Genomic DNA, 24,707 nt, shown 5'->3' with positions numbered 1-24,707 from the left:
GTCGCGGTCAGCGGGCCGCGCAGGACACCGTCGGCGCCCGGTTGCCGCCGGTGACGGTGCCGGTGAAGCCGACCGTGGTCGATCCGCCGACGGCGAGGTTGCCGTTCCAGCCGGCGTCGGTCACCGTCACCGCCGAGCCGGTCTGGGTGTGCGACCCGCCCCAGAGCTGGCTGATCCGCTGGCCGTCCGGGAAGGTCCAGGTGAGCGTCCACCCGGCGATCGGCGTGGTGCCGGAGTTGCGCACCGCCACCTCCCCCTGGAAACCACCCGGCCAGGTGTTCGTCATCGTGTAGGTGGCCGCGCAGCCGCGCCCGGTCGACGTGGGGGTCGGCGTCGGGCTGGCCGAGGTCGGCGTGGGCGTGGGACTCGGCGACGTGGGCGTCGGGGTCGGACTCGGCGACGTCGGGGTCGGCGTCGGGCTGGCCGAGGTCGGCGTCGGCGAGGGCGTGCCGCCGAGCCGGTCCGCCACCAGCACGCCCCGGCCGTTGGTGCCCAGGTAGACCCGCCCGTAGACGCGCGGGTCGCCGGTGAGCGCCTCGCCCGCGTTGCCGTACTGGTGCTGGTCGTCGTTGATCCGCACCCAGGTCGCGCCCGCGTCGTCGGAGCGGTACACGCCGTGCGTGCCGTCGACCGTGCCGATGGTGAACAACGCCGGGTACGTCTTCCCCGGGGCTGCCTTCCCGAAGCCGACGTTCACCGCCGTGGACACGGCGGACGTCTTCGTGAAACTCGCGCCGGAGTTGGTGGAGTGCCAGAGACCACCCTCGCCGGCCAGCCAGATGTCGCCCTCGACCCCGGGCAGCGCCTTGAACTTGACCCCGGTGGTGGGCAGGCCGGTCGCCGCGGTGGCGGTGAAGGCCGCCCCGCCGTTGGTGCTGACGTAGAACTTCCCGCCGCTGAACCCGTAGAACTTGTTCGGGTTGACCCGGTCCGACTCGACCGTGGCGTTGGCCGGGATGCCGGTGGCGGCGGTCCACGAGTTGCCGAAGCCGACCGAGCGGACGACCTGCTGGCCGGCGTCGCCCGGCGACCAGACGAACTGACTGCCGTCGGCGGACGCGGCCACCGTGCCGCCGTTGTTGATCCCACCCGGCTCGGTGCCCTGGAACCAGTTCGCGCCACCGTCGGTGGAGAACGCCACGTGGCTGTCGTTGGGTCGGTCGGAGTCGGTGAAGTTGCCGGCCCGGACCATGATCGCCGGCTTGGTCTCGGCGTAGTCGAGGCTCGTGGTGCTGGTGAAGACCGGCTGGGTGAACATCATCGACGGCACCGCGCCCAGGTCGGTGTGGCGGAAGCCGCCGATGTCGCCGAGCCCGCTGATCAGGGGCGCCCCGGTGGGCGGGCTGATCAGGTCGAGCGCGGCGGTCTCCTCCAGCCCCTTGACCATCGGCGTGATGGTGAAGGTGCCGCCGGTGTCCCACTTGGTCAGGCCGGTGGTGCCGTAGATCGTCGCGCCGGTGCCGTACATCATCCGGTCGCTGTCGAACGGGTCGATCTCCAGCGACTCGTTCATCCAACCCAGTTTCGGGGTCTCCTCCGGCGGCGCCGGGTTGGCGCCGAACGTCAGCCACGGCACCGAGCTGACGTCCATGGCGTACTTCTTGCTGCGGTTCGGATAGCTGGTGAAGTCCCAGATCCGGGTCCAGGTCGCGCCGCCGTCGGTGCTGCGCCAGAAGATCGCGTCCGGCCACCAGGAGATCTGGGTGGCGACCATCAGCGTGTTCGGGTGCTGGCGGTCGATGGTCAGCCCGGAGTAGCCGAAGTAGGCGTCACCGCTCGACGCCGGGACCGGGCTGATCTGCGTCCAGGCGCCGGTGGCCCGGTTGAACTTCCACACGTCGCCCTTGCCGCCGTCGTACGGGCCGCCGGTGTCGCTGGTGGCGATGTAGAGGTAGCCGCCGACCGGGTCCACCACGCCCTTGTGCGCCAGGTAGCCGGTGGGCTGACCGGGGATCCGCTCCCAGGTCACGCCGGCGTCGGTGCTGCGGTAGACCGGGTTCTGCTTGTCCGCCACCCCGACGTAGATGGTCTTCGTGGCGGTGCCGGCCGTACCCGTGCTCTTGTCGAAGCTGACCCAGGTCAGGCCCTGGTTCTGGCTCTGGTAGCCGGTGCTGTCGTTCGGGTCGGCCCGGTAGTTGCCCACGTTCGGGAACGCGGTGACCTTGGCCCAGGTCGCCCCGTAGTCGGTGCTGCGCCACAGGCCGTTGCCGCCCTCGGCGCCGTAGTAGAGGACGCTGTTGCGGTTCGGGTCGACCGCCAGCCGCTCCCCCATGCCCCGGCCGGGCATGTTGCCGCCGTTCTTGAACGGCAGCTCGGTGGCCTGCCAGGTGGCGCCCTTGTCGGTCGAGCGCAGGATCGCCCCGTGGTTCGGGTCCCAGTCGTTGGTGTACATGCCGACCGCCGCGTACACCCGGTTGGTCTGCACCGGGTCGGTGGCGAGGCTGACCACGCCGTTCCAGCCCCACCGGTCCGCGCCGACCCAGTCCAGCAGCGGCGTCCACGACTTGGTGGTCTGCTCCCAGCGGTACGCCCCGCCGATGTCGGTCCGGGCGTAGATCAGGTTCTTCTCGGTGGGGTTGAAGACGATGCCGGGGACGAAGCCGCCGCCGTCGATCCGGACGTTCTTCCAGGTGTACGGCTCGGCCGCGGCGGCGGCGGCCGGGGAGATGCCGGTGCTGGCGAGCGGCACGACGACGGCTGCGACCGTGGCGGCGAGCGCGACGGCGGCCAGGCCGGCGAGACGTGTGCGCATGGGGGGCGGTCCTCTCGGTTGCCCTGATGGGGGGACGGGAGCAGGGGGTGACGCCTCGTCGGGGAGCTGCCCGGGCTCCCCGTCGGCTTGCTGGCTCCCGCAGCCGAGGGACCCTCAGCGTACGCCGTCCGATCGATCTTTGGAAGCGCTCCCACGGTCATCCTTTCCGGGTGAGGACGGCTCACCCGGGCGCGGACCAGGATGGGAGCCATGAGTGATCCGAACGGGCTGATCGCACCCGGGCGGCAGGTGAGCGCCCGATGAGCACACCGTTGCAGGTCACCACCGCGCGGCTGCGCGTCCCGGTCACCGAACGGGACCACGTCCGCGGGCCGGCCGACGCCCCGGTGACGATCGTCGAGTACGGCGACTTCCAGTGCCGGTACTGCGGCGCCGCCTACCCGAACCTGGCCGAGGTGCTGCGCCAACGGGCCGACACGGTGCGGCTGGCGTACCGCCACTTCCCGATCACGAACGTCCACCCGCACGCGGAGAACGCGGCCGAGACCGCCGAGGCCGCCGGCGCCCGGGGCCGGTTCTGGGAGATGCACGACTGGCTCTACGAGCACCAGGACCAGCTCGACCCGGTGCACCTGTCGCTCGGCGTCGAGCAGGTCGGCCTGCCGCTCGACGAGGTCAACGCGGAGGTGGCCCGGCAGGCCCACGCCGACCGGGTCCGGCAGGACTTCGTGGGCGGAATTCGCAGCGGCGTCACCGGCACCCCGTCGCTGTTCGTCAACGACGTCCGCCACGACGGCGGCTACGAACTGGCCGAACTCCTGGCCGTGGTGGACGCCGCCGCCGGCGCCTGAGCGGCTCGGGTCAGATCAACCGCAGCTCGCGGGCCCGCCGGACCGCCTCCCGGCGGCGGGTCGCGTCGAGCTTGCGGTAGATGTTGCGCACGTGGGTCTTCACCGTGTTGACCGACAACGACAGCTCGGCGGCGATCTCCACGTTGGTCAGGATGCTCTGTAGGTAGCGCAGGACGGTCACCTCCCGCTCGGTGAGCGGCTCGTCCAACCCCCGCGCCGGCACCTCCGGCGTCCCGTCCGCGCGTCGCGCGTCCACGTCGCGTACCAGGTCGTCCACGGTCGCCCAGTACGCCGTGCCGGTGTCCCGGTGGGTGGCCAGCAGGTCGCGTACCCCCGGCTCGGCCCGGGTGAAGACGCGCCGGCATCCCTCCGGCTCGGCCAGTGCCAGCACCTCCTCCAGCAGCCGCCCGGCCCGCCGCCCGTCCCCCGCCGCCCCGGCCAGCGCCGCGTCGAGCAGTCCGGCCCCCAGCCGGACCGGCAACGGCCAGCCGGTCGCGGCCGGATCGGTCCAGTCGGGCAGCGCCCGCTCGGCCGCGCGGGAGTCACCGGACCGCAACCACAGCCGGGCGGACGCCAGCGCCAGCGCCGGATCGGTCGGCTCGCCGCCGCTCGCGTCCAGCAACGCGCGGGCCCCGCCCAGGTCACCGGCCGCGGCGCGGAGCTGGGCCTCACCGGCGGTGAGCCAGGCCGCCAGCTCGCCGCCGGGCGCCACCGTCCGGGCCGCGGTGAGCGTGCGCGACGCCGCCGCCGGTTCGCCGCCGTCAGCGAGCAGCCCGGCCCGGCAGAGCGCCGCCAACGCCGCCCCGCCCGGCTCCGCGCCGGCCGGCCCGGCGAGCGCCAGGTGGGCCGCGGCCTCCGCCGGCCGGTCCCGGTGCCAGGCCGCGAACGCCAGCGCCAGGTACGCGTAGCCGCAGTCCGCCCGCGACGACCAGCCCTGGCAGGGCGGCATCGACAGGGCCGCCCGGGCGTGTTCCTCGGCGGTCCGCAGCGCGCCCCGGGCCGCTTCCAGCACCGCCGACCGGCTGGCGCAGAGCAGCTCGGTACGCGGCCGTCCGGCCCGCCGCGCCGCCGCGAGCGCCGTGCCGAACCATCCGCCCGCCGCCGACAGGTCCCCCTCGGCCAACGCCACCAGCCCCAGCGCGGCGCCCGCGACCGCCCGTACATCGTCCGCATCGACGCTCCCGGCCCGCGGGTCGACCCCGGGACCGCCAGGCCCGCCAGGCGCGGTGGGCGCGGTGGGCGCAGTGGGCGCGCCGGGCGCGGTGGGCGTGGCGGGTCCGCCGGAGACGGTGGGCGCGGTGGCGAGCAGGCGGTCGGCGGCCCGGCGTACCCCCTGGTGGTCGCCGGCCAGCCGGGCCAGGCTCACCTCGACTGCGGTGGCCAGCCGGCGGAACCGGTCGCGGCGCGGCGCCGGGAGGCCGGCGGCGTGGGCCACCGCCCGGCGCAACTGCCCGTCGGCGGCGGCCGGGTCCCCGGCGTACGCCCGCTCGGCGGCTGCCGCCAGCGCCAGCTCGGGATCCCGGCGGACCGCCTCGGCCGGCGGCTCCGGCGGGGCCGGCGCGGCAGCCCGGTCCGGCTCACCCGGCGCCAGCTCCGGCCAACGGGTGATCAGCAGGTCGGTGGCGTCGGCCCACTCGCCGGCGGCGAGCGCGTGCCGCAGCGCCTCGGCCGGCCGGTCGTGCGCGGCGAACCAGCTGGCCGCCCGCCGGTGCAGCTCGCGCAGCTCGTCGGCGGGCAGCCGGCCCAACTCGTCGCGGAGGAGGTCGGCCAGGAGCGGGTGCGGCCGGTACCAGGGCGGGCTGCCACCGTCGGACTGCACGAAGCCACCCTCCCGGGCCGCCTCGGCCAGCAGACGACCGGCGTCGGCCCGCCCGGTCACCGCGACCGCCAGGTCGGCGTGGAGCGCGACCGTCACCGCGCCGAGGCGCAGCACGTCGCGGGCCGCCGGCTCCAGCGGCGCGAGCACCTCGCCACGCAGGTACGCGGCCACGTCCGGCTGGTCGCCGGTGAAGTGGTCCACCGCGCGCGCCGGGTCGACGCCGGCGCCGAGCGTCAGCGCGGCGAACCGCAGCCCGGCCGGCCACCCCGCGGTCCGCGAGGTGAGCCGGGCCACCGCCTCGGCCGGCACCGGTACGCCGTGCGCGACCAGCAGGTCGGCCGCCTCGTCGGCGGTGAACGACAGCTCGTCCGGACCGAGCACGGTCAGCTCACCGGCCAACCGCCACCGGTGCAGCGACAACTGCGGTTCCCGCCGCGCGGCGGCCACCAGCCGCAGCCGCCCGTCGCCGTGGCGGAGCAGGAACTCCAGCCCGGCCAGCGCCGCCGGGTCGGTCACCCGGTGCAGGTCGTCCAGGACCAGCAGCACCTGGTGCTCCCGCTCGGCGAGCGCGGCGGCAAGCGCCTCCAGCTGCTCCGGCCGGGGCGGACCGTCCGGCACCGGCGGGGGCGGTCCGTCGTCCGGGTTCCCGGCGACGGCGGTGCGCAGCGCCGCGGCCAGGTACGCCCAGAGCCGCCCGGCGGTGTCGCCGTCGGCCACGCTCACCCAGACCGGCGCCGGACCGGACCGCGCCCGCGCCCAACCGGACAGCAGGGTCGTCTTGCCCCAGCCGGCCGGCGCGCGGAGCAGGGTGACCGGTCCCGCCACGCCCCGCTCCAGCCGGTCCACGAGCCGGGGGCGCAGCAGCGCCGGTTCCGGCGGCGGTGGCGGCGCCAACCGGGAGGCCAACAGCGGCGGCCCGGCGGCCCCGCTTGGCACGGCGGCCCTACTTGGCGCGGCGGTCCCGGTTGGCGCGGCGGTCCCGATGGGCGCGGCGGCCCCAGGCGGCACGGCGGCGAACCGGGCCCGGTCTGCCTCCTGCGGCATGCGTCCCTCCCCCCGTCGGTGCGCGGGGCGGTTACCCGGCCCGCGCCGGTTCACCCCTTCGGGGCGAACCCGGGTCACCCGGGCCGCCGCGACCGTGGAGAAACACGGGTGGCCGGCCGCGCACCGCCGGCCGCCGCAGTGACCGCGACCTCGGGAGGGCCCGTGGCTCGGACCGGACGACTCGGCGTCGGCGTACTCGCCGTGGTGGCCGGCGGCGCGCGTGCCCTCGTACGCCGGCGGGCCGCCACCGATCCGCGGCCGGCGCGCTGGCAGGTGGTGACCGTGACCGGGCGGCCCGAGGAGGTGCTCCCGGCCGGCCGGTGGCCCGAGCCGCTGCGCCGGCTCGACGGCGCGGTCGAGGTGTGGGCCCGCCCGGCCCCCGGCGGACGCGGCACCGAGCTGGCGGTACGCCCGCTGGGCAGGACACCGGCGCTGCCCGGGCTCGCCGCGCACCTGGTCGGCGACGACCCGGGCCGGTTCCTGCGGCAGGTGCTCCGCGAGACCCGGCAGCTCCTGGAGACCGGCGAGGTGCTGCGGGCCGACCGCTCGCCGCTCGACCGCCCAGGGGCGACGGGGTGAGGGCGCTGTGCTGGGAGGGCGCCGGCGCGCTCGCCGTACGCGAGGTCCCCGACCCGGAGCTGCGCAACGCCCACGACATGATCGTCCGGGTGCGCCGCAGCATGACCTGCGGCGGCGACCTGCCGTTGCTGGCCGGGCGGGTGCCCGAGGCGGCGGCCGGTGAGGTGCTCGGGCACGAGTTCCTCGGCGAGGTGGTCGAGGTCGGGCCCGGCGTACGCCGGCACCGGCTCGCCGACCGGGTGGTGGTCGGCGCGGCGGTCGCCTGCGGAGCGTGCTGGTTCTGCCGGCAAGGGCTGCTGGCCTGCTGCGACAACGGAACCGGCGGCGCGGCGGCCGAGCCGGAGTGGGGACCGCCCGCCGCCGGGTGCTACGGCCGGCCGACCCGCCTCGGCGGCTTCGCCGGTGGCCACGCCGAGTACGTCCGGGTGCCCTACGCCGACGTCGGCGCGTACCCCGTCCCGGAGGAGGTCGACGATGACCGGGCGGTCTTCGCCGCGGACGCCGCGCCGGCCGGCTGGCACGGGGTGGAGCTGGGCGGCGTCGCGCCGGGCGACGTGGTGGCGGTCTGGGGCGCGGGCGCGGTCGGCCAGCTCACCGCCGGGGCGGCCGTGGCCCGCGGCGCGGCCCGGGTGATCGTGGTCGACGAACACGACGACCGGCTGGACATGGTCGCCCGGCACACCGGCGCCGAGCCGCTCCACCACCGGTCCGTGGACGTCCTCGCCGAGCTGCGGGAACGCAGCGGCGGCCGGGGGCCGGACGTGTGCGTGGACGCGGCCGGCCCACCGTCGGCCCCGGCGCGGTGGCCGACGGCCGGGCCGGACGGCGGGGTGGCGCTCCGCGAGGCGGTGCACGCCTGCCGCAAGGGCGGCACGGTGGTGGTGCTCGGCGGCGGGACGCCGTTCGTGGACCGGTTCCCGCTCGGCGCGGTGACGGACAAGGGCCTGACCGTACGCGGCGGCAGCCGGGCCGGGCCGGACGCCATCCCCGCGCTGCTGGACCGGATGGCCCGGGGCGAGCTGGTCACCGAGCACCTCGCCACCCACCGGCTGCCGCTGGACCGGGGCGCACTCGGGTACGCGCTGTTCCGCGACCGGGCCGACGGATGCGTCCGGACGGTGTTCAGCCCGTGATCCCGGCCGGTTCGGATGGCACACTCGGCGGATGCCCACCGACCGCCCGTACGACCTGGTCCTGTTCGGCGCCACCGGCTTCACCGGCGGGCTCACCGCCGAGTACCTGGCCCGGCACGCGCCGGACCGGCTGCGCTGGGCGCTCGCCGGGCGCAACCCGGCCAGGCTGGCCGCCGTACGGGACCGGCTGGCCGCGATCGACCCTGGGCTGGCCGAGCTGCCGCTGTGCACCGCGGACGTGACCGACCCGGCGTCGCTGCGGGCGGTCGCGGAGAGCGCCCGGGTGGTCGCCACCACGGTCGGCCCGTTCGTGCACCACGGCGAGCCGCTGGTCGCCGCCTGCGCCGCCGCCGGCACCGACTACCTCGACATCACCGGCGAGCCGGAGTTCGTCGACCTGATGTACGTGCGGCACCACGCCGAGGCGGCGCGCACCGGGGCCCGCCTGGTGCACGCCTGCGGCTTCGACTCGATCCCGCACGACCTGGGCGTCTGGTACACGGTCAAGCAGCTCCCCACGGACCGCCCGGTCGCCGTGGACGGCTACGTCCGGGCCGGCGGCCGGTTCTCCGCCGGGACCTACCACTCGGCGCTCACCGCGTTCTCCCGGACCGGCGAGGCGAGCCGGGCGGCGAAGGCCCGCCGGGCGGTCGAGCCGCGACCGGACGGGCGGCGGGTGCGCGCGGTGCCGGGCAAGGTCGGGCGGGTACGCGAGTTCGGCCAGTGGGCGGTGCCGCTGCCCACCATCGACCCGCAGGTCGTCCGCCGATCGGCGGCAGCCCGCCCGGAGTACGGCCCGGACTTCCGGTACCGGCACTTCGCGGCGCTGAAGCGACTGCCCACGGTGCTCGTCGCCGGGGCCGGGCTGGCCGGGGTGATGGGGCTGGTGAAGCTGCCGCCGACCCGGCGTTGGCTGCTCGGCCGGCTCGCCTCCGGGCAGGGGCCGAGCGCCGAGCAGCGGGCGAAGTCCTGGTTCCGGGTGCGGTTCGTGGGCACCGGCGGTGGTCGGCGGGTGGTGACCGAGGTGGCCGGCGGCGACCCCGGCTACGACGAGACCGCCAAGATGCTCGCCGAGTCGGCGCTCTGCCTGGCCTTCGACGACCTGCCGGAGACCGCCGGCCAGCTCACCCCGGTGGCCGCGATGGGCGACGCGCTGCTGGACCGCCTGGTGCGCGCCGGCATCACCTTCCGCACCCTGGAGGGGTAAGGCGGGGCCCCCGCTTAACGCATTTGGTAGAGGCGGGGCCCCCGCTTAACACCTCGGGACGTTGACCCTCGACCTGGTGGAGGGCACAGGATGACCGCCGTGGAGAGCGAGCTTCGCAGCATCGGTGAGCTGGCCCGGGCCAGCGGGTTGACGGTGAGCGCGCTGCGGTTCTACGACCGCTGCGGCGTGCTGCCGCCGGCCCGGGTGGACCCGGTGACCGGCTACCGCTGGTACACCGGGGACCAGGTGGCTCCGGCCCGCCTGGTGGCCGGGCTGCGCCGGGTCGGCATGCCGCTGGCCGGCATCGCGGAGGCGCTGCGGCACCGGCACCGTCCGGCCGAGGTGCACCGCCTGCTGGACGCGCACCTGCGCCGGCTGGAGGACGGCCTCACCGACGCGCGCCGCGAACTCTCCCGGATCCGTAGCCTGATCGACCCGGAGGAGACCGTCGTGACCACCCGCCTCGTGCTGTCCCGCACCGACCTGACCGCCGCCGTCGCCGCCGTACGCTTCGCCGTCGGCGCCGACCCGGAGCTGCCGGCCCTGAGCGGCGTGCTGCTGACGGTCGAGCCGGACGGCGTACACCTGATCGCCACCGACCGGCACCGGCTGGCGGTGGCCCGGGTCGACGCCACGGTCGACGGCCCGCCGGTGGGCGCGTTGCTGCCGGTGGCCGCCGTGGACGAGCTGCGCGCGTTGCTGGACACCGATGCGGCCACCGTGGAAGCCGTCGTCGCGGACCGGGTGACGTTCTCCGTCGCCGACCGTACGCTGACCGCCGCCCCGCTGCCGTACGACTTCCCGGACTACCGCCGGCTGCTGCGCGCACAGCTCGGCGACGCCCCCGCGTACCGCATCCCGGTGGACGGCGCGGCGTTGCGTACGGCGCTCCTCGCCGACGGCGTTCGGGTGTGTCACCGCACGCACGACGGCGTCGCGCACGAGGTGGTCGCGCTCGGCCTGGACGGCCGGGGTGAGCTGCGGCTGGTCGACCCCGCCGCCCCCGACGGTGGCGCGGGCGGCGCGGGCGGTGGCGCGGGCGGTGGCGCGGGCGGTGGGCTGCGGGTCGGGCTGAACCGGGAGTACCTGCTCGACGCGCTCGACGCCGGTGGCAGCCAGCTCGTGCTGGAGCTGGACGGGCCGATCACGCCGCTGGCGGTGCGCCGGGCCGACGACGCGCGCGCGTTCTCCGTCCTCATGCCGGTGCGCCTCTGAACGCCGCGGGCACCAGGGCCGACGGTCGATCACCGTCCGTTACGTCGGCTCGTCGCCCACCGACCACCTGCGGTTCCCTTTGCTCTGCAGCCACCCGCGCACCAGGCGACGGATAGTTACCGCTGCCTGGATGGCTGCAGAGCAAAGGCAGAACGGGGGCATGCCGGACGGATGGCGGATCCTTGAGGTTGACCAGCTCAAGGGGCACGCGTCGACTTGCACAAACGAAAACGCAGACGAACGTCCATCACACAGAGCAACATCGGGCCGTCATCGGCGCCCCATGACGCGCAGTGACCGGAAGGCGACCAACCAGGCGAGCGGTGGAGAGCCCGGCCCGGGTCGGCGGGGCGGCGACGGTAGCATCTTGGGGTCCCACCTGACTGCCTGGACGGAGGCGTACGAGCAGCATGCTCGACATGGAGTTGATCCGGAAGGATCGCGAGGCGGTGGCGACCGCGCTGGCGAAGCGTCTGGATCCCGCCGAGGTCACCCGGGCGCTTGACGACGTCCAGCGGCTCGACCAGGAGCGACGCGCCCTGATCACGGAGATCGACGCCGAGCGGCAGCGCCGCAAGGCCGAGGCGCGCGCGTACGCGGAGGCGAAACGGTCCGGCGCCACGCCACAGCCGGTCGCCCCGGAGGCCGAGCGCAAGCAGCTCGCGGAGCTGGAGTCCCAGCTCGACGAGGTGCAGTCCCGGCTGCGCTCGGCGATGAGCGAGCTGCCCAACCTGCCCGCCGACGACGTCGTCGCCGGCGGCAAGGAGGCCAACCGGGTGGTACGGACGTTCGGCGCGGCGCCGGCCATCGAGAAGGTCCGCGACCACGTGGAGTTGAGCCGCGCGCTCGGCCTGGTCGACCACGAGCGGGGCGTGAAGCTCGGCGGCTCCGGCTTCTGGATGTACACCGGCCTGGGCGCCCGCCTGGAGTGGGCGCTCGTCAACTGGCTGATCGAGCGGAACGTCCACGCCGGGTACGAATTCCTGCTCCCGCCGCACCTGCTGCTGGACACCGCCGGTTTCGCCGCCGGGCAGTTCCCGAAGTTCTACGACGACGTCTACCACCTGGACCGGCAGTCCGCCCCGCGCGGCCAGTTCCTGCTGCCCACGGCGGAGACGGCGATCCTCGGCGCCTACCAGGACGAGATCCTGGAGACGTCGAAGCTGCCGTTGAAGGCGTTCGCCTACACGCCCTGCTACCGGCGTGAGGCGGCCGGTTCGCACTCCGACGAGCGGGGCACGGTGCGCGGCCACCAGTTCAACAAGGTGGAGATCTTCCAGTTCACGCTGCCGGAGCAGGCGGACGCCGCGCTGGAGGCGATGGTGGGCCACGTCGAGGGCTTGGTCGACGCGCTCGGCCTGCACTTCCAGACCAGCCTGCTGGCGGCCGACGACGCCAGCGCCTCGATGAAGAAGACGCTCGACGTCGAGGTCTGGATGCCGAGCACCGGGAAATACAAGGAGGTGTCGTCGGTCTCCTGGGCCGGCGACTACCAGGCCCGCCGGGCGGCCATCCGCTACCGGGAGCCGGGCGGCAAGCAGACGCGGTTCGTGCACACCCTCAACGGGTCGGCGCTGGCCACCAGTCGCCTGTTCCCGGCGATTCTGGAGCAGTGCCAGCAGCCTGACGGCTCGGTGGTGGTGCCGGAGGTGCTGCGCGACAAGCTCGGCACCGACCGCCTCACTCCGACCCGCTGATCACCGCACGCGCCGGAGCCGCGCCGCTCGCGGAAGCCGCGCTACTCGCGGGGGCCTCGCTGTTAAGCGGGGCCCCCGCCTCTACCGAATGCGTTAAGCGGGGGCCCCTCCTTACCACCACGCCCAGCGCGAGCAGCGCGAGCGCGAGCGCGGCCAGCAGGGCGGGGCCGGCGGAGTCGAGCGTGCGTACCAGCGTCTGCTGGACGGCGGCGGCGGCCACCACCACCGGGTCGCCGAAGGCGTCGTGCCGGCCCAGGGCCAGCCGCACCTCGTACCAGCCGTACCAGGCGACGTAGCCGCCGGCGACCAGCAGCACCAGCCCGCTCAGGCGCGGCACCCACGCGCCGGCGCCGCGCAGCCGGGCCACCACCCGGCCGCGCAGCAACGCCACCGCGAGCGCGGCCACGCCGACCACCAGGGCCATCCCGAGGGCGTACGCGCCGAACAGCGCCAGCCCGCGCAGCGGTGAACCGGCCCGCAGGCTTGTCACCACGATCGCCAGGAACGGCGCGATCGCGCAGGTGAGCGACGTGAGCGCGTACGCGGCGCCGAACAGCGTCATGGACGGCCAGGTGCGGGTGAGCCGGGGCGCGGTGGTGAACGGTCGCGGCGCGGGCAGCCGCCGGCCGGCGAGCAGCCAGACGCCGGCCAGCGCCAGCAGCACGCCGAGGGTGACGGTCAGCCAGGGCAGCCGGGGGCGCAGCCAGTCGGCGGCCGGCGCCACGGCCAGCCCGAACGCGCCGAAGACGAGCGCGTACCCGAGGGTCAGGCCGGCCGTCGCGGTGAGCGCCCGGCCGACCGCGCCGCGTCCGTCGCCGGGGCCGGCGACAAGCAGCGACAGGTACGCGGGCAGCATCGCGAAGCCGCACGGGTTGACCGCGCCGAGCATGCCGGCGGTCAGCGCGAGCAGCAGCGCGCCGGTCATCCCCGGGCCAGCGTCTCGACCTGCCGGGTCAGCGCGTCGCCGTCCAGGAAGCCCTGGTGGACCACTTTGCCGTCCCGGTCGAGGACCACGAACGTGCTCTGCTCGACCACCTTGAACCGGCGCCACACCGCGCCGGCCCGGTCGTCGAGTTGCGGGGTTCCGGCCAGGTCGAACTCGGTGACGAACTCCTTCATCGCCTTCTGCTCGCCCAACCCGGCGACGCCGACGATCGGCACGGTGTCCCGGTACTTCGGGGCGATCTCGGCGACGGTCCATGCCTGGCTGGCGCAGGTGGCGCACCAGGGCGCCCAGAACCAGAGCACGACCGGCCGTCCGGCGAGGGCGGCGGCGGAGAACGCCGTACCGTCGAGGGTCTTTCCGCCGAACGACAACGTCTTCGGCACCGCGGCCGGCACCACCGGCGCGGTCGGCGACGCGGTGGTGGTCGGGGCGGCGGAGGGCGCGGCGGCCACCGCGTCCACCGGCGTGGCGGTCCGGGCCGGGCCGACCGCGCAGGCCGCCGTGCCGGCGAGCGTGGCGGCCAGCACGGTGGCGGCGCCGAGGTGTCGGACGGTACGGGGTGGCATCGGCGGCTCCTGGAGTGGCCGGCTAGTCGGACTTGACCAGCCGGAGCGCGAGTTCGGGACAGACCTTGACCGCCTTGAGCGCGCCCTCGCGCAGCCACGTCGGCACCGGGGTGGGTGGGAAGGCCGGGTAGCCGTTGCCGTCGAGCCGGATGAAGTCCGGCACCACGTGCGCGCAGAGCCCGTGGCCGTCGCAGCGGGACCAGTCCAGGGTGAGTTTCTGCGGGTTGCCGTCGGGCGAGCCGGGCAGACCCATCACGCCCTTGACCCGCTTGCCGCAGCCCTCGCCGGTGGCGTGCAGCCGCAGGTCGTCGGCGAACACCTCCATGGCGGACAACGCGAACCGGGCGGTGCCGTCCGGGTGGCTGCACGCGCCGCGGCCCTTGACGTCGCCGGCCGCGGCCCGGACCAGCTCGATCGGCGCGCTGCCGGAGACCGCGAGGTCGACGGAGCGGGCCAGGTCGGGCAGGCCCATCTTGCACGGGCCGCACTGCCCGGCGGACTCGCCGGCCAGGTAGCGGACCACCTGGGCGGCCTCGCCGAGCGGGCAGGTGTCGGCGCCGAGCGGCACGATGATGCCGGCGCCGAGCGTGCCGCCGACCGCGGTGAGGCCCTTGCGGGAGACCTCGGCCCGGTCGGCCGCCTCGGCGGTGATCCACTTGCCGTGGTAGCCGCCCATCAGGATGCCCGGCCCGGGCGGCACCTCGCACAGGTCGAGGATCTCGCGCAGCGGGGTGCCGGCGGCGCACTCCACCACGGCCGGCCGTTTCGCCGATCCGGTGACGGTGAGCAGCACGGTGCCCGGCTCGTCGTCGGTGCCGAGCGCCGCGTACTCGTACGGGCCGATCCGGGCGGCGATGGCGAGCTGGGAGTACGTCTCGGCGTTGGAGAGCAGGGTGGGCAGCCCGTTGACGCCGGAGTCGCTTGACCGCTTCTTGGTGCCGGGCGGGATGTGCGGCAACCCGTTGATGCCGTTGACGAGCGCGCCGCCCTCGCCGGAGATGAACCGGTGCGGCACGGTGACGATGGTGGTCGGCACCGGCATCCGCCGTTCCTGCAACGCCTCGGTCAGCGAGGGCCGGCCCACGTCGTCGTCGGCCACCCCGATCACGATCTCCTCGGCGTCGAGCGCGAACGCGGCGAGCGCGGCGCCGTCCAGGATGAGGTGCGGGGCCCGGGTGAGCAGCACCTTGTCCTTCCAGCTGGCCGGCTCGCCCTCGGTGGCGTTGACCACCACCACGGCGGCGAGATCCTGCCGCTCGCAGGACTCGAGCACCGCGCGCAGCTTGCGGGCGAACGGGAAGCCCGCCCCGCCCTTGCCCTTGAGGTCGATGGCCTCGGCGAGCCGGAGCAACGCGGCCGGCTCCATCGGACCGATCGGGCCGTGCACCTCCTCGTGCGCGAGCAGGTCGAGCCGGCCGAACTCGGAGAACCCGGCGGTGAGCCGGGGCTCCCCGACGCAGGCGACCGGCGGGACGGTCGTCCGCATCACCGGGCCTCACCCCGCAGCCCGGCCCAGTACGCACCGTCGACGGCGTCCGCGTCGGCCTTCTTGCGGCGGCCGGAGCGGGTCTCCTTGGTGGCGCGCATGGCCCGGCGGGAGGCGAGGTCGACGAGCGTGGGAGTGTCGTCGACGAACGCGTCGTCGTCGGCGGCGTAGCGGGCCGGCGGACGCCAGTAGTCCGGCTCCTCCGGCACGTCCTCCTCGTCCCGGTAGCGCCGGCCGGTGCCGCTGCGCGGCTCGGCCGAGATCGGGGTGCCGGAGATCGGACCGGCCGAGACGGGACCGGCCGAGATCGGCTCGCTCGCCCAGCGGCGCGGGCTGTCCCACGGCTCCTCCGCCTCTCCGCTCGGGCGCGGCGGCGCGGAGTAGCGGGCCACCTCGGCAGCGGTGGCGTACCGGCTGCTGTCCGGCGGCGCGGAGTGGCGGCCACCGGTGTCCGGCGGGGCGGAGTGCCGGCCACCACTCTCCGGCGGCGCGGAGTACTGCGCGGCCATGTCCTCGTCGGCCCGGGACCGGCGGCTGACCCGCTCCTCGGTGTCGCGGCGGCGACGGCGGGACCGTTCCTCGTCCCGCCGGCCGACCGGTTCCAGCTCCTCGGTGTTCCGCCGGACGGCGGACACCCGCTCGGAGTCCCGGCTCCGGCGCGCCGGCTCGCGCTCGTCGTCGCGTACCCGGGTGGTGGGCACTCGTTCGTCGTCGCGGCGGCGGGAGGTGCGCCGCGCGGCCGGGGCCTCCTGGGTCCGGGCGCGGCGGGCCGGCTCGGCCGGCTCCTCGCTGCGTCGCCGGGCGGCGGCGGCGCGGACCGGCTCGCGCAGCGACCCGGGCTCCGGCACCACGGGCACGGCGAAGCGCTCGGGGTCGCGCTGCCGGGCGGTGCCGGCCGGCGCGGTCCAGGTGGCGGTGGCCTCGGCCCAGCGGCCCTTGTTCGCGCCGCTCTCCTCCTTGCCGGCGGCCTTCTTGCGGGTCAGCGCCGCGAACACGCCGGTACGCTCCTCGCCCTTGCCGGCCATCGCCTTGTTCAGCGCGGCGGCCTGGTGCTGTTCGCGGCTGCGCTTGCCGAGGTGGACGGAGAGGCGCACCAGCAGCGCCACCAGCACGAGCAGCACGCACACGAGGTAGCTGAGCACCACCCAGCTCTTCGCGGCCCGGCCGGCGTTGAGCCCGTGGAAGAGCGCGAACGGCCAGGACACGTACGCCATCGAGTGCAGTGAGCGCCAGAACCACTTCGGACCGACGCCGGCGAACCGGACCCGGATCAGGCCGGTCCAGAGCACGCCGACCATCAGCAGCGCGGCGACGGTGCCCAGCCCGACGTAGAGGCCGTTGCCGCCGACGAACGGCACCACGGCGTCGGTCGGACCGGCCCGGCCGATCGCGATCTTGGTGATGACGTGGAACACCAGCCCCGCCACGCCGAGCACGCCGGTGGCGCGGTGCGCCGACTGGAGCAGCACCCGGTGCCGGATGAGCAGCACCAGCCGGTCCGTGGCGAGCAGCCCCAGCATCACGGTGAGGCTGAGCGAGACCAGGGCGACCACCCCGGCGAAGAACTCGGTGAAGAAGAATCCGTACGAGTACATGACGCCGCCGGCGCCGGCCAGCTCCACACCCGCCCACAGGAGGCCGAATGCGGAGGCGCCGAGTGCCACCATCGCGGACTTCGACATGGTCCGGACACCACGGCTGCTGGTGGTGGTCCGGACGGTCGTCGACTTCTCGTTCTGCTGTGCCCGGCCCATCTGCTCCTCGATCGTCTCGCGGCGGCGCCCCCACCGGCCGACCCTGCTCCCCACTCAGGTACGGAGCGACGGCCCGGACGGATCACCTCCGGTGGCGAATTTCTCGACCTCTTCCTCGAACCGTCCCGACCGGACGCGCGTGTAGCGCCGTACGCAACGACAGATGCCCATGCATTGACATTTCTTGCAACACGCTCGTAACCTTGCGGGAAATTTTAGTGCCGGCTGCAAGAAGTCGGCACCGACGCCCTCCCCAGGCTCCACTCCCACTCCCCCGTACCCCCGTAGGAGTCCTGATGCATCGACGCCGATGCCGCGCCACGGCGCTCGCCCTGGGCGTGGCCGCGAGCCTGCTCGTCCCGATCACCGTGGCGGCACCCCCGGCCGCCGCCGCCCCCGCCGGTAGCAAGAAGGTCATCGTCCAGCTCTTCGAGTGGAACTGGACCTCGGTGGCCAGCGAGTGCACGAGCACGCTCGGCCCCGCCGGCTACGGCTACGTCCAGGTGTCCCCACCGCAGGAGCACGTCAACGGCAGCCCGTGGTGGGTGTCCTACCAGCCGGTCAGCTACCGGATCGAATCCCGCAAGGGCACCCGCGCCCAGTTCCAGTCGATGGTGAACACCTGCCACAACGCCGGCGTCAAGGTGATCGTCGACGCGGTGGTCAACCACATGTCCGGCCAGGACAACGGCGGGACCGGGTGGGCCGGCACGTCGTACGGGCACTACAGCTACCCGGGCACCTACTCCTCGGCCGACTTCCACTACTGCGGGCGCAACGGCACCAACGACATCGCCAACTACAACGACCGGTACGAGGTGCAGAACTGCGAGTTGGTGAACCTCGCCGACCTGAAGACCGAGTCGGACTACGTCCGTGGCCGACTCGCCGCGTACCTCAACGACCTGCTCTCGCTCGGCGTGGACGGCTTCCGGCTGGACGGCAGCAAGCACATGCCGGCCGCCGACATCGCGGCGGTCAAGGCCAAGCTGTCCCGCTCGGCCTACCTGGTGCAGGAGGTCATCTACGGCGCGGGTGAGCCGGTGCAGCCGACCGAGTACACCGGCAACGGCGACGTGCACGAGTTCCGCTACGGCAAGGACCTGGCCCGGATGTTCCACAGCGAACGCCTGGCGTACCTGAAGAACTTCGGCCAGTCCTGGGGCTACCTGCCGAGCGGATCCGCGGTGGTCTTCACCGACAACCACGACACCCAGCGCGACGGCGGCGTGCTCACCTACCGCGACCGCGGCGAGTACGCCCTGGCCAACGCGTTCATGCTGGCCTGGCCGTACGGCACTCCGGCGGTGATGTCGAGCTTCACGTTCGGCAACAAGGACCAGGGCCCGCCCTCGGACGGCAGCAACCGGATCACCAACACCACCTGCTACTCCGGCTGGGAGTGCGAGCACCGCTGGCCGGTGATCGCCAACATGGTCGGCTTCCGCAACGCCACCGAGGGCGCCGCGGTCGCCAACTGGTACGACAACGGCTACCAGCACATCGCGTTCAGCCGGGCCGGCAAGGGCTACCTGACGCTCAACGACGAGGACTCGGCGGTGACCGGCCGGTCGTACTACACCGGGCTGCCGGCCGGCCGCTACTGCGACGTCGTCCACGGCACGTTCCGCAACGGATCGTGCAGCGGGCCGGTGGTCACCGTGGACTCCGCCGGCTGGTTCGCCGCGACCGTGAACGCGCACGACGCGATCGCCATCCACGTCGGGGCGAAGCTGAGCTGACCCGGCTCGGAGGCCCCCGTACCGCGGTTCGCGGCGCGGGGGCCTCAGGTCGGTTACAGTCGTTTTCGTGCATTATGACCGGATAACCGGGCGGCGGCTGCCCGGCTGGCTGTTCGCCGCGCTCGGCGTACCGCTGCTGCTGGCCACCGCACTGCTGGTCGGCCACGCGCTGACCGGTGCCCCGCCGCCCGCACCCGTCGTCGCCGGCCCGACCACCCCGGCGCCCGCCAGCCCGACACCCGCGGAGTCCGTGCCGCCCGCCGCGCCCGCGCCGGCCGACCTGCCGGTGGTCACCTACGATCCGGCGCCCCGCGGCTTCCCCGCCGACCCGGCCACCGCCGACACCGGGCCGCTGCCCGAGGGAGCGCGCCCGAACCGGAAGATCGCCGCGTACGACGCGCCGGGCGGCCGGCCGCTGGCGTTCCTCGCGCCGACCATCAGCGACGTCCGGCTGACCATGCCGATCGTCGAGCGCCGGGCCGGCTGGACCGCTGTTCTGCTCCCCTCGGCCAACCGCACCATCGCCTGGCTGCCCGCCGGCGGCTGGACCACAGTGGTGCTGCGCGACCAGATCGTGGTGGAACGCCGCACCCACCGGCTCACCTGGCGCCGGGACGGTCGGGCGGTACACACCTGGCCGGTGAGCCTCGGCATGTCCGGCCAGCTCACCCCGCTCGGCCGCACCTTCGTGCTGGGCCGCACGCCACCTCCGGAGGACGTCTACGGCGGGGTCGACATCTTCGCGCTCGGCGCGATCCCCGACGACCCGGACGCGGTGCCCACCGGGCTGCGCGGCGCCCACATCGGACTGCACACCTGGTACAACGACGACACGCTCGGCGAGAACGTCACGAACGGCTGCATCCGGCTGACCCGCAGCGCCCAGCGCCAACTCCTCGCCGAACTGGCCCCCGGCACCAGCTTCGTCGTCGTCGACCGCCTCCCCTGACCACCCCGCCCCGCCCGGGTTAGGCGGGGGCCCCGCTTAACCGGCGCCGGTTAAGCGGGGCCCCCGCCTCTACCGAATGCGTTAAGCGGGGCCCCCGCCTTTCACCCCAGCAACCAACCGTTGGCCTCCGCCAACCGGACCGCGTCGGCGCGGTTGCGGGCGCCGGTCTTGCCGATGGCCGCCGACAGATGGTTACGGACCGTGCCCTCGGACAGGTGCAGCGTCGCCGCCAACTCGGCCACCGTGCCGCCGCCCCGGGCCGTCCGCAGCACCTCCGTCTCCCGCTCGGTGAGCGGGCTCGCCCCGGTCGCCAGCGTCTCGGCGGCGAGCGTCGGGTCGACCACCCGCAGGCCGGCGTGCACCCGGCGGACCGCGTCGGCGAGCTGCCGGGCCGGGGTGTCCTTGACCACGAACCCGTTCGCGCCCGCCTCCATCGCCCGGCGCAGGTAGCCGGGCCGGCCGAAGGTGGTCACCACGAGCACCCGGCAGCCGGGCAGCGCGGCCCGGAGCGCGGCCGTCGCCGCCACCCCGTCCAGCCCGGGCATCTCCACGTCGAGCAGCGCCACGTCGGGCGAGGTACGCAGCGCCTCCGGCACCACCTCGTCGCCGCGGCTCACCTCGGCCACCACGGTGAGGTCCGGCTCCAGCGACAGCAGCGCGGCCAGCGCGCCCCGGACCAGCGCCTGGTCGTCGGCGAGCAGCAGCCGGATCGGCTCGGTCACCCGCGTACCCTCCCGTTCGTCTCCGGCGCCGTCACCCGGAGCAGGAATCCGGCCCCACCGGACGGCCGGGCGACGGTCACCGTGGCGTCGAGGCGGTCCGCCCGCTCACGCAGCCCGACCAGCCCGTGCCCGGTCGTCGGCCCCTCGCCGGCCGGCCCCCGGCCGTCGTCGCGTACCTCCACCGCCGCCGGCTCCACCCCGATGACGCACCGCCGCGCGCCGCTGTGCCGCACCACGTTCGTCACCCCCTCGCGGACCGCCCAGCCGAACAGTTCGTCCAGGTCCGCCGGCAGCGCCGGCACCGTCTCCGGCAGCTCCGCGGCGACGCCGGCGGCGGCCAGCGCCGACCGGGCGCCGGCCAACTCGGACGCCAGATCCACCCCGCGGTACGCCCCGACGGTGCCCCGCACGTCGGCGAGCGCCTCCCGGGCGAGCCGCTCCACGTCGGCGATCTCGGTGGCCGCCCGGGCCGGGTCCAACTCCAGCAGCCGGCCGGCAAGCTCGGCCTTCACCGCCACCACGGTCAGCGAGTGGCCGAGGATGTCGTGCAGGTCCCGGGCGGTACGGGCGCGTTCCTCGGCCACCGCGAGCCGGTGGATCTCCTGCTGCGCGGCCTGGAGTTCGCCGTTGCGTTGGGCCAGCCGACTCACCCCGAACATGGCGAACGAGGCGAGCAGCACCGCGAAGACGACTGTGCTCTCCGACTCCCAGCCGGGCACCAGGTGTGAGGTGACGGGCGGGGTCGCCGCGGCCAGCACCACCACGACCAGGGACTCCACCGGCGGCAGCAGGAACACCGCGGCGGCGGCCACGAACACGAGCGTGGTCAGCCAGTCCCCGCCGGTGCCGGGGATGCCCACCAGGCCGAGGGCGAGCAGCAGCGCGATCAGCGACCGGGCCCGGCCGACCGGGGTCGGGAGGTGCCGCTGCCGGCGGGCCCTCGACCATTCGAAGACCAGCACGTACGTCACGCCGAAGGCGATCACGGAGCCGAGCCCGAGCAGCCGCCGCCACAGCTCCGGTTGGTGCAGCGCGGTGAGGAACGGGATGTTGAGGAAGAAGAGCCAGACCGCCGCCAGCAGCCAGCCGGTGAACCGCCAGTGGCGGCGGTTCACCGGCCGGGCCGGGGCGTTCGGCGACGTCACGCCCACCACGCTAGTGCCCGCCGCGTCCGGTCAGACCCGGGTGGTGTCGCGGCGGAACAGGCGGGCCGCGCCCAGACCGAAGAAGGCGGTCCACGCGGCGACGTTGCCGACCGCCGCCCAGTCCACCCCGGTGCCGGTCAGCGGCGCGCGGGCGAGCTGACCGACCCCGTACACCGGGGTGAACTTGGCGATCTGCCGCATCACGTCGGGCAGCAGATCGAGCGGGACGAACAGGCCGCCGAGCATGGCCAGGATGGCCAGCGCCGGGCCCATGAACTGCATGACGTTCTCGGCCGGGGCGAGGTAGCCGACGAACAGGCCGAACGCGGCGAAGACGAGCGAGCCGATCCAGGCGGTCAGGCCGGACTCCACCCAGACGTGCGCCGGCAGCCGGACGCCGGAGGCGGCGCCGACCACGAACTCCACGAGTACGCCGGCCAGGCCGAGCACCATCGCGGTGGCCACCTTCGTCGCCACGTAAGCGGCGGGGCGCAGCGGGGTCAACCGCAACTGCCGGCTCCACCCCAACGCCCGCTCGGTGGCCACGGCGGCGCCGGCGCTCGTGGTGGCCACCATGGCCGCGTACACGGCGAGGCTGATCATGATCCAGCCGGTGACCGGCAGGCCGTTGTCGAGCTTCTCGCCGCGCGAGGGCAGGCCGAACAGGAGGAAGAAGACCGCGGGCATGACCAGGATGAACATCAGCGTGCGGCGGTTGCGCAGGACCCGGCGGATCTCGATGCCGAGTACGGCGGCGGAGAAGCCGCCGAGGGCGGGTGGCCGGCGGTCGGCCCGGACCGGCGTGGGCGAGGTGGACGTGGGCGACGTGGTGGTCATGGCGAGGGCTCCCGGTCAGGCGGCGGCGGTCAGGGCGAGGAACGCGTCCTCGAGGTTGCGTGAGGTGATCTCCAGGTCCCGGGCGTCGGTCCGGGTCAGCAGGTGCCGGGCGACGACGTCGGAGTCCTCGCTGTGCACGAGGATCGCGTCGCCGCGTACCTCGACCGACCGGACGCCCGGCAGCGCGGCGAGCGCGGCCTGGTCGGCACCGGGCAGGGTGGCCCGCACGATCCGGCCGGCGGCCAGGTTCTTGATCTCGGCGGTGGTGCCGTCGGCGACCACCCGGCCGGCCCGCACCAGCACGATCCGGTCCGCGTACGCGTCGGCCTCGTCCAGGTAGTGGGTGGCGAACAGCACGGTCCGGCCGGAACGGGCGTCGGCCCGGATCGCCTGCCAGAAGTCGCGGCGGCCCTCGACGTCCATACCTGTGGTCGGCTCGTCCAGCACCATCAGGTCCGGGTCGGGCAGCAACGCCAGCGCGAACCGCAGCCGCTGCTGCTGGCCGCCGGAGCACTTGCCCACCGCCCGGTCGGCGATGCCGGCGATGCCGGCGCGTTCCAGCACCTCGGTCACCGGGCGGGTGTGGCCGTAGAAGTGCGCGGTCATCCGTACCGTCTCGGCGACGGTGAGATCCTTGAGCAGGCCGCCGGTCTGCATCACGGCGGCGACCCGGCCGAGCCGGACGGCGTCGGTCGGGCTGCCGCCGAAGACCCGGACCGTGCCGGCGTCCGGGCGGGCCAGCCCGAGCAGCATGTCGACGGTGGTGGTCTTGCCGGCGCCGTTGGGGCCGAGGAAGGCGACCACCTCACCGGGGGTGATCCGCAGGCTGAGCCCGTCGACGGCGGTCACCGGGCCGAAGGTCTTGGTGAGTCCGGCCAGTTCGACGGCCGGTGCGGTGTCGGTCATGCCAACGATGCTCCGGCCTGGGGCACCCTGGACCCTGGCGCGGCCGTCACCTTCCGCCCGTGACATTTGTCAGGTGTCCCGGCGTGGCGCACCGACGGCGGTCAGCGCACCCGGAACCGCCGTGTGCACGCACCGTCGTGGTCGGGCCGGAGTCGGCAGCGCTGCCCGTCCCCCACCCGCCGGTCGCAGAAGACCCAGTGACGTACGTTCTGGTCGTCCTCCGGGGACACCGTGGTTCCGCCGGGCTCGGTCTGCGGCAGCACGTGCGTCCAGTGTGCGATCACCCGGGCCAGCCGTTGGGCGGTCAGCAGGTCGTTCACGACGACCGGCAGGTGGATCACCCATCGTTCAGTCATGACCTGAGTCCGCCCTGAGCCGCATCGAGAACGCCCAGGTCTCCGTGATGCCGCCCGTCGCGCGGGGCCTTCTCGACCTCTACGGCGTGGAGGGCGACGAGATCGATGCGCTCGTGCAGGTGGCGCGGGACGCCCGCAAGCGCGGCTGGTGGCAGGCATACGACGACGTCCTGCCGGACTGGTTCGAGGTCTACGTCGGACTGGAGGCCGAGGCGTCAGAGATCCGGGCATTCCAGCCTCAGCTCATCCCGGGCCTGCTCCAGACCGCCGACTACGCCCGCGCGGTCGTCCGGGCCGAGCATCCGGACGCGCCCGACAACGAGATTGAGCGTCGCGTCGAGCTGCGGATGCGCCGCCAGTCCAACGAGTCGCCGCCGAACCTGTGGGTGGTGCTGGACGAAGCCGTCCTGCGACGGCCGGTCGGCGGCGCGGCAACGTTCAAGGCGCAGTTGGAACGGCTGGCCGAGGAAGCCGATCGCCCCGGCAACACCGTACAGATCCTGACGTTCACGGCCGGTGAGTACGGCTCGATGGGTAGCGCCTTCAGCCTGCTCGCCTTCCCGGAGCCGGCCGATCCGGGCGTCGTCTACGTCGAGACCCGCGCGGGTAGCCTCTACCTGCAGGGCCAACAGGTCAGGGAATACACGCGAGTCTTCGAGCATCTGGTCGCCACAGCAGCCGGCGCCCGCGAGTCACGCGACCTGATCCGGGAGGCGATCAACCAGCTCTGAGGGGACGACCGGGGTGGACGAGACTAACCAGGACGCGGTGACCTGGCGGAAGAGCACCCGCAGCAACGGCTCCGGCAACTGTGTCGAGGTCGCAGACAACCTCTCCGGCCATGTCGGCGTGCGGGACAGCAAGGACGCGAGCGGCCCAGTCCTCCTCTTCGACGGGCAGGCGTGGCAGAGCTTCCTTCGCGGTTTCCAGCAGGAACACGCTGTCGACTGACACGCGCCGGCGCGGCGTGGTGAGAGAGGGGCAGCGCATGACTTCCACCGATTTCGACTCGAACGGCGAGCCACACACCCGGCCAACTC

General features: G+C 74.5%; 21 protein-coding genes. 10 read left to right on the top strand and 11 right to left on the bottom strand.

Annotated features, from left to right (window positions below; all coding sequences use genetic code 11):
- Window positions 1-7: 7 nt before the first annotated feature.
- Window positions 8-2,752, bottom strand: coding sequence for a cellulose binding domain-containing protein (locus O7602_RS06130; RefSeq protein ID WP_281587245.1), 2,745 nt, complete (start codon window positions 2,750-2,752; stop codon window positions 8-10).
- Window positions 2,753-3,012: 260 nt separating this feature from the next.
- On the opposite strand from O7602_RS06130, the gene O7602_RS06125 reads away from it, so the two are divergent.
- Window positions 3,013-3,564, top strand: coding sequence for a DsbA family protein (locus tag O7602_RS06125; RefSeq protein WP_281587244.1), 552 nt, complete (start codon window positions 3,013-3,015; stop codon window positions 3,562-3,564).
- 10 nt (window positions 3,565-3,574) lie between these two features.
- Here O7602_RS06125 and O7602_RS06120 read toward each other — a convergent pair whose 3' ends face one another.
- Window positions 3,575-6,505, bottom strand: coding sequence for a LuxR C-terminal-related transcriptional regulator (locus O7602_RS06120; protein WP_281587243.1), 2,931 nt, complete (start codon window positions 6,503-6,505; stop codon window positions 3,575-3,577).
- Between the two features lie 84 nt (window positions 6,506-6,589).
- Between O7602_RS06120 and O7602_RS06115 the strand changes: the two genes are divergently transcribed.
- From O7602_RS06115 to serS, 5 genes are all read left to right on the top strand, one after another.
- The gene (locus O7602_RS06115) at window positions 6,590-7,006 is read left to right on the top strand and encodes a hypothetical protein (protein WP_281587242.1); all 417 of its coding nucleotides are present in this window, start codon (window positions 6,590-6,592) and stop codon (window positions 7,004-7,006) included.
- Complete coding sequence (locus tag O7602_RS06110; RefSeq protein WP_281587241.1) at window positions 7,003-8,139, top strand: alcohol dehydrogenase catalytic domain-containing protein; 1,137 nt, start codon at window positions 7,003-7,005, stop codon at window positions 8,137-8,139. Before O7602_RS06115 ends, O7602_RS06110 begins: the two co-directional genes overlap by 4 nt.
- A gap of 31 nt (window positions 8,140-8,170) precedes the next feature.
- Window positions 8,171-9,346: a saccharopine dehydrogenase NADP-binding domain-containing protein gene (locus O7602_RS06105; RefSeq protein ID WP_281587240.1), complete on the top strand. Its 1,176-nt coding sequence runs from the start codon at window positions 8,171-8,173 to the stop codon at window positions 9,344-9,346.
- Window positions 9,347-9,436: 90 nt separating this feature from the next.
- Window positions 9,437-10,561 carry a MerR family transcriptional regulator gene (locus tag O7602_RS06100; protein WP_281587239.1) on the top strand — a complete coding sequence of 375 codons (1,125 nt, stop codon included), beginning with the start codon at window positions 9,437-9,439 and terminating at the stop codon, window positions 10,559-10,561.
- 410 nt (window positions 10,562-10,971) lie between these two features.
- Window positions 10,972-12,258: a serine--tRNA ligase gene (gene serS / locus O7602_RS06095; RefSeq protein ID WP_281587238.1), complete on the top strand. Its 1,287-nt coding sequence runs from the start codon at window positions 10,972-10,974 to the stop codon at window positions 12,256-12,258.
- Here serS and O7602_RS06090 read toward each other — a convergent pair.
- The 4 genes from O7602_RS06090 to O7602_RS06075 are packed head-to-tail and all read right to left on the bottom strand — an operon-like array spanning window position 12,242 to window position 17,064.
- Entirely contained in the window at window positions 12,242-13,183 is a 942-nt protein-coding gene (locus tag O7602_RS06090) for a cytochrome c biogenesis CcdA family protein (RefSeq protein ID WP_281587237.1), read from the bottom strand. The two genes, serS and O7602_RS06090, sit on opposite strands and share 17 nt — an antisense overlap.
- Window positions 13,180-13,770: a redoxin domain-containing protein gene (locus O7602_RS06085; RefSeq protein ID WP_281587236.1), complete on the bottom strand. Its 591-nt coding sequence runs from the start codon at window positions 13,768-13,770 to the stop codon at window positions 13,180-13,182. The genes O7602_RS06090 and O7602_RS06085 overlap by 4 nt, the downstream gene beginning before the upstream one ends.
- Window positions 13,771-13,792: 22 nt before the next feature.
- Window positions 13,793-15,259 carry an NADH-quinone oxidoreductase subunit NuoF family protein gene (locus O7602_RS06080; RefSeq protein ID WP_281587235.1) on the bottom strand — a complete coding sequence of 489 codons (1,467 nt, stop codon included), beginning with the start codon at window positions 15,257-15,259 and terminating at the stop codon, window positions 13,793-13,795.
- Window positions 15,256-17,064, bottom strand: coding sequence for a hypothetical protein (locus O7602_RS06075; RefSeq protein WP_281587234.1), 1,809 nt, complete (start codon window positions 17,062-17,064; stop codon window positions 15,256-15,258). The genes O7602_RS06080 and O7602_RS06075 overlap by 4 nt, the downstream gene beginning before the upstream one ends.
- Before the next feature lie 242 nt (window positions 17,065-17,306).
- Between O7602_RS06075 and O7602_RS06070 the strand changes: the two genes are divergently transcribed.
- Both O7602_RS06070 and O7602_RS06065 read left to right on the top strand, forming a co-directional pair.
- On the top strand, window positions 17,307-18,752 hold the full coding sequence (locus tag O7602_RS06070) for an alpha-amylase family protein (protein ID WP_281587233.1): 1,446 nt from the start codon (window positions 17,307-17,309) through the stop codon (window positions 18,750-18,752).
- A gap of 67 nt (window positions 18,753-18,819) precedes the next feature.
- A complete protein-coding gene (locus tag O7602_RS06065) occupies window positions 18,820-19,701 on the top strand; it encodes a L,D-transpeptidase (RefSeq protein ID WP_281587232.1) in 882 nt (293 codons plus the stop codon).
- A gap of 101 nt (window positions 19,702-19,802) precedes the next feature.
- On the opposite strand, the gene O7602_RS06060 is transcribed toward O7602_RS06065, so the two are convergent.
- The 5 genes from O7602_RS06060 to O7602_RS06040 form a co-directional block, all read right to left on the bottom strand.
- Entirely contained in the window at window positions 19,803-20,423 is a 621-nt protein-coding gene (locus tag O7602_RS06060) for a response regulator transcription factor (protein ID WP_281587231.1), read from the bottom strand.
- Entirely contained in the window at window positions 20,420-21,568 is a 1,149-nt protein-coding gene (locus O7602_RS06055) for a sensor histidine kinase (RefSeq protein ID WP_281587230.1), read from the bottom strand. Before O7602_RS06055 ends, O7602_RS06060 begins: the two co-directional genes overlap by 4 nt.
- A gap of 30 nt (window positions 21,569-21,598) precedes the next feature.
- Window positions 21,599-22,405 (bottom strand): ABC transporter permease, encoded by an 807-nt coding sequence (locus tag O7602_RS06050; RefSeq protein ID WP_281587229.1) that lies wholly within the window; start codon window positions 22,403-22,405, stop codon window positions 21,599-21,601.
- A gap of 15 nt (window positions 22,406-22,420) precedes the next feature.
- A complete protein-coding gene (locus tag O7602_RS06045; protein WP_281587228.1) occupies window positions 22,421-23,311 on the bottom strand; it encodes an ABC transporter ATP-binding protein in 891 nt (296 codons plus the stop codon).
- Window positions 23,312-23,412: 101 nt separating this feature from the next.
- Window positions 23,413-23,667: a hypothetical protein gene (locus tag O7602_RS06040; RefSeq protein ID WP_281587227.1), complete on the bottom strand. Its 255-nt coding sequence runs from the start codon at window positions 23,665-23,667 to the stop codon at window positions 23,413-23,415.
- Window positions 23,668-23,681: 14 nt separating this feature from the next.
- Between O7602_RS06040 and O7602_RS06035 the strand changes: the two genes are divergently transcribed.
- Complete coding sequence (locus O7602_RS06035) at window positions 23,682-24,398, top strand: DUF5753 domain-containing protein (RefSeq protein WP_281590144.1); 717 nt, start codon at window positions 23,682-23,684, stop codon at window positions 24,396-24,398.
- 13 nt (window positions 24,399-24,411) lie between these two features.
- Window positions 24,412-24,618 (top strand): DUF397 domain-containing protein, encoded by a 207-nt coding sequence (locus tag O7602_RS06030; RefSeq protein ID WP_281587226.1) that lies wholly within the window; start codon window positions 24,412-24,414, stop codon window positions 24,616-24,618.
- Window positions 24,619-24,707: the final 89 nt, after the last annotated feature.

The sequence above is a fragment of the Micromonospora sp. WMMD1128 genome, assembly GCF_027497235.1.
GTDB lineage: Bacteria > Actinomycetota > Actinomycetes > Mycobacteriales > Micromonosporaceae > Micromonospora.
Note: the sequence above shows the minus strand (reverse complement) of the source record. Positions and strands in the feature narration are given on the sequence as shown.

Bases quoted from the DNA above. Each gene is read 5' to 3' on its own strand.
- O7602_RS06130 (WP_281587245.1), bottom strand. From the start codon at position 2,752: ATGCGCACACGTCTCGCCGGCCTGGCCGCCGTCGCGCTCGCCGCCACG.
- O7602_RS06125 (WP_281587244.1), top strand. From the start codon at position 3,013: ATGAGCACACCGTTGCAGGTCACCACCGCGCGGCTGCGCGTCCCGGTC.
- O7602_RS06105 (WP_281587240.1), top strand. From the start codon at position 8,171: ATGCCCACCGACCGCCCGTACGACCTGGTCCTGTTCGGCGCCACCGGC.
- O7602_RS06100 (WP_281587239.1), top strand. From the start codon at position 9,437: ATGACCGCCGTGGAGAGCGAGCTTCGCAGCATCGGTGAGCTGGCCCGG.
- serS (WP_281587238.1), top strand. From the start codon at position 10,972: ATGCTCGACATGGAGTTGATCCGGAAGGATCGCGAGGCGGTGGCGACC.
- O7602_RS06090 (WP_281587237.1), bottom strand. From the start codon at position 13,183: ATGACCGGCGCGCTGCTGCTCGCGCTGACCGCCGGCATGCTCGGCGCG.
- O7602_RS06085 (WP_281587236.1), bottom strand. From the start codon at position 13,770: ATGCCACCCCGTACCGTCCGACACCTCGGCGCCGCCACCGTGCTGGCC.
- O7602_RS06070 (WP_281587233.1), top strand. From the start codon at position 17,307: ATGCATCGACGCCGATGCCGCGCCACGGCGCTCGCCCTGGGCGTGGCC.
- O7602_RS06050 (WP_281587229.1), bottom strand. From the start codon at position 22,405: ATGACCACCACGTCGCCCACGTCCACCTCGCCCACGCCGGTCCGGGCC.
- O7602_RS06045 (WP_281587228.1), bottom strand. From the start codon at position 23,311: ATGACCGACACCGCACCGGCCGTCGAACTGGCCGGACTCACCAAGACC.
- O7602_RS06040 (WP_281587227.1), bottom strand. From the start codon at position 23,667: ATGACTGAACGATGGGTGATCCACCTGCCGGTCGTCGTGAACGACCTG.